At 66.2% G+C, this 4,016-nt stretch carries 4 protein-coding genes; 2 read left to right on the plus strand and 2 right to left on the minus strand.

Translation table 11 applies throughout. The features are described 5' to 3' along the window. Positions 1–512: ATP-dependent helicase C-terminal domain-containing protein (locus ABYX71_RS10815; protein ID WP_372696506.1), on the plus strand; the 512-nt coding region annotated here is incomplete at its 5' end. 94 nt (positions 513–606) lie between these two features. On the opposite strand, the gene ABYX71_RS10820 is transcribed toward ABYX71_RS10815, so the two are convergent. Both ABYX71_RS10820 and ABYX71_RS10825 read right to left on the minus strand, forming a co-directional pair. Further along, positions 607–1,317 carry an NrdJb gene (locus ABYX71_RS10820; protein ID WP_372696507.1) on the minus strand — a complete coding sequence of 237 codons (711 nt, stop codon included), beginning with the start codon at positions 1,315–1,317 and terminating at the stop codon, positions 607–609. Positions 1,318–1,334: 17 nt separating this feature from the next. Then, positions 1,335–3,488: an adenosylcobalamin-dependent ribonucleoside-diphosphate reductase gene (locus ABYX71_RS10825; protein WP_372696508.1), complete on the minus strand. Its 2,154-nt coding sequence runs from the start codon at positions 3,486–3,488 to the stop codon at positions 1,335–1,337. A gap of 287 nt (positions 3,489–3,775) precedes the next feature. On the opposite strand from ABYX71_RS10825, the gene ABYX71_RS10830 reads away from it, so the two are divergent. Continuing rightward, a partial coding sequence (locus ABYX71_RS10830) for a hypothetical protein (RefSeq protein WP_372696509.1) occupies positions 3,776–4,016 on the plus strand: 241 nt, incomplete at its 3' end.

The following is a 4,016-nucleotide window of genomic DNA, read 5'->3' on the forward strand; positions in this document are numbered from 1 at the left end:
GCGTCGCGCTGATGCGCGGCCTGGAGCCGGAGGGCGGTTGGCCGGATGTGTCGGACGCGGCCCTGGAGGCCGATCTTGCCCGTTGGCTGGGGCCGTACCTGGTGGGCGTCAAACGGGTCGATGCGTTGGCCGACGGCCCGCTGCAGGCGGCCCTGGCCGGTCTACTCGATCACGCGCTTGGCCGGCGCCTGGACGCCGAGTTGCCGGCGCAGCTCATCGTCAATGGTCGCCCGCGCGCGATCGACTACACCGCCGACGCGCCGGTGCTGGCGGTGCGCCTGCAGGACCTGCTGGGCCAGCGCGATACGCCGCGCCTGGCCGGCGGGCGGGTGGCGCTGGTGCTGCACCTGCTCTCGCCGGCCGGACGGCCGCTGGCGGTGACGGCCGATCTGGCCGGCTTCTGGCGCGGCGCCTACGGCGACGTGCGCAAGCAGATGCGTGGGCGCTATCCCAAGCACCCGTGGCCGGAAGATCCACTCGGCGCCGTGCCCCCGGCGCGCGCGGCCCGTTAAGCTGTGGCCGTAAGCGGGCACATGAACGGTGGTGGTGCGCGGGGCCGAATCTTCCGAACGGGCCGGTTACTGCGTGGCGGCTACGCTTTTGCCTTCACCCGCACTTCGACTCGCCGCAATTGAGGCAGGTCAGGCACCCGTCCATCATGATCATGGCCTTGGTGTTGCACTTGTAGCAAAGCTGCGCGCCGTCGGGGTAGGTGGCGTCGGTGTCGGCCTGGTTCTGGCCGGTGCGGGCTTCGTACTCGGTGCGTTTTTCCTCGATCAGCTTCAGCTGGCGGGCGTCGAGTTCGGTGTCCGGCAGCATGCCGATGAAGCGCAGGTGCTGTTCGATGACGTCGCCGATCTCGGCCACCAGGGACGGCATGTAGCGGCCGCCTTTCTTGAAGTAGCCGCCGCGCGGGTCGAACACGGCCTTGAGCTCTTCCACCAGGAAGGTGATGTCGCCGCCCTTGCGGAACACGGCCGAGACGATGCGCGTGAGCGCAACGATCCACTGGAAGTGCTCCATGTTCTTGGAGTTGATGAAGATCTCGAACGGCCGGTAGTGCTCGTGCTCGGTGCCGGGGTTCAGCACGATGTCGTTGATGGTCACGTACAGGGCGTGCTCGGTCAGCGGCGTCTTGATCTTGTAGGTGGTGCCGCGCAGGGTTTCCGGCCGCTCCAGCTTTTCGTGCATCTGGATGACGTTGGACTTCTCGCGCTCGTTCGGCGCGCCGGCGGGCTTGGCGGTGTCGGCCGGCGCCGGTTCGTCCGCGCGTGCCACGGCATAGCCGGTGATTTTCTTGGTGATCTGGATGGTCATGGCGGGGGTTCCGGTGGTCAGAATTTGCCGTAGTAGCCTTCTTTGAGGGCGTCGAACAGGTTGGCGGCGCTGTGCACCTCGCCGTCGTATTCGATTTCCTCGTTGCCCTTGGCCTCGATGACGCTGCCGTCCTCCAGCTCGAAGCGGTAGGTGGTGTTCTCGAGGTCCTTCTCCTTCACCAGCACGCCCTGGAACGCCTCCGGGTTGAAGCGGAAGGTGGTGCAGCCCTTCAGGTCCTGCTCGTAGGCGTACAGGTAGATGTTCTTGAAGTCCTCGAACGGGTAGTCCGTGGGCACGTTGGCGGTCTTGGAGATGGACGAGTCGATCCACTTCTGCGCCGCGGCCTGGATGTCCACGTGCTCGGTCGGGGTGATGTCCTCGGCGGTGATGAAGTACGCCGGCAGCTGCTCGGCCGGGTCCTCGCTGTAGGGAATGGCGCGCGGGTTCACCAGGTGCCGGTAGGCCAGCAGTTCGTAGGAGAACACGTCCACCTTTTCCTTGGTCTTGCGGCCTTCGCGGATGACGTTGCGGAAGTAGTGGTGGGCGAAGCTGGGCTCGATGCCGTTGCTGGCGTTGTTGGCCAGCGACAGCGAGATGGTGCCGGTGGGCGCGATGGAGCTGTGGTGCGTGAAGCGCGCGCCGTGCTCGGCGATGGTGTCGACCAGGTCCGGGCGCACGGCGCCGACCCGCTGCATGTAGCGGCTGTAGCGCGCCATCAGCACGCGTCCGGGCAGGGTGTCGCCGGCCTTGTAGCCGTCGGCCGCCAGTTCCGGACGCTTGCGCAGCATGTCGGGGGTGATCTCGAACTGTTCGTCCATGATCGGCGCCGGGCCCTTTTCCTGCGCCAGTTCGGCGCCGGCTTCCCAGCCGGCGATGGCCATCTCGCGCGCCACCGCCTCGGTGAACTCGATGGACTCGGCCGAGCCGTAGCGCTGGCGCAGCATGGTCAGCGCCGAGCCAAGACCCAGGAAGCCCATGCCGTGGCGGCGCTTGCGGAAGATTTCGTCGCGCTGCTGCTGCAGCGGCAGGCCGTTGATCTCGACCACGTTGTCGAGCATGCGCGTGAACACGCGCACCACCTCGCGGTATTCGTCCCAGTTGAAGCGCGCCTGCGGCGTGAACGGTTCCTCGACGAAGGTGGTGAGGTTCACCGAGCCCAGCAGGCAGGCGCCGTACGGCGGCAGGCCCTGTTCACCGCAGGGGTTGGTGGCGCGGATGTTCTCGCAGAACCAGTTGTTGTTGAGGTCGTTGTACTGGTCGATGAGGATGAAGCCCGGCTCGGCGTAGTCGTAGGTGGACGTCATGATGAGGTCCCACAGCCGCCGCGCCTTGATGGTGCGGTACACCTTGCAGGCGACCAGGCCCTGGTCGTCGACGATGTAGCTGCGGTGGGTGGGCCATTCGCGCCAGATGATGTTGTCGGCGCTGTGTACGTCGATGCCGTCGGCCTCGGCCTCGTGCCGGGTGAGGGGGAAGGCCAGCGGCCAGTCGGCCCCGGCCTTGACCGCCTCCATGAACTCGCGCGTCACCAGCAGCGACAGGTTGAACTGGCGCAGGCGGCCGTCCTCGCGCTTGGCGCGGATGAAGTCGATCACGTCCGGATGGCCGACGTCGAAGGTGGCCATCTGGGCGCCGCGCCGGCCGCCGGCGGACGACACCGTGAAGCACATCCGGTCGTAGATATCCATGAACGACAGCGGCCCCGAGGTGTAGGAGCCGGCGCCGGTCACGTAGGCGCCGCGCGGGCGCAGCGTGCTGAACTCGTAGCCGATGCCGCAGCCGGCCTTCAGCGTGAGGCCGGCCTCGTGGACCTTGTGCAGGATGTCGTCCATCGAATCCTCGATGGTGCCGGACACGGTGCAGTTGATGGTGGAGGTGGCCGGCTTGTATTCCCAGGCGCCGGCATTGGAGGTGATGCGTCCGGCCGGGATGGCGCCGCGGCGCAGCGCCCACAGGAAGCGCTCGTACCAGTGCTCGCGCAGGTCCGGCGCCTCGGCGTCGGCCAGGGCGCGGGCGACGCGCTGGTAGGTTTCGTCCACGTTGCGGTCGATGGCCGTGCCGTCCTTGGCCTTGAGGCGGTATTTCTTGTCCCAGATGTCCAGCGAGGCGGGCTGCGCCGGGACGAGTTCCTGGTCTTGGCTTGCGGCGTGAATGGCGACCACCTTGTTCATGGATGCGCGTACTCCCTGGGTCGTTTTTCGGGGTGTTGTGGGGCGGAGGGTGAGAAACACTAGATCTTGTGAAGACCGGAAGACCTTAAGCCGCTGGGGTGGGGTCGTCAACCATTCTCTGGATAAAAATTTTATTCGTTATTTAACAACAAGTTATAAAAAATATTGGGGGGAGGGGGAATCTGTGCCGATGGGTGTTTGAGGGCTAATGTAAAACGCCTTTTTTCCCAATATGTTGTGCGTCCGGCGGCGCGTTTTCCGGGCATTTTCTGGCCCACAAATCGTGCGTGTTCACCCTGAACGGGCGGCGGAAATTGCGGCAGGCCGGCGCCGTCCCGTTCAAGACGGTCGTCGTGGTCGGGTGGGCGTGGCCGGCACGTCAGGAAACGGCCTGCGGTGAGGGCGGCGAACGGTGGGGGGCGCAGCGCGCCGACGCGCGCTGCGACGCTTCAGGTTGTCGGCAACACCTGCGAGAAGCACTGCAGCATGGGCAGGTCCGGGAGCAGCTGCGCCTGCGCCCGCGAGTCC

Origin of the sequence: Immundisolibacter sp., from assembly GCF_041625615.1 — a bacterium.
In the GTDB taxonomy this organism is placed as follows: domain Bacteria; phylum Pseudomonadota; class Gammaproteobacteria; order Immundisolibacterales; family Immundisolibacteraceae; genus Immundisolibacter.

Coding starts and splice junctions, on each gene's coding strand:
- ABYX71_RS10820 (WP_372696507.1), bottom strand. CDS start 1,317: ATGACCATCCAGATCACCAAGAAAATCACCGGCTATGCCGTGGCACGC.
- ABYX71_RS10825 (WP_372696508.1), bottom strand. CDS start 3,488: ATGAACAAGGTGGTCGCCATTCACGCCGCAAGCCAAGACCAGGAACTC.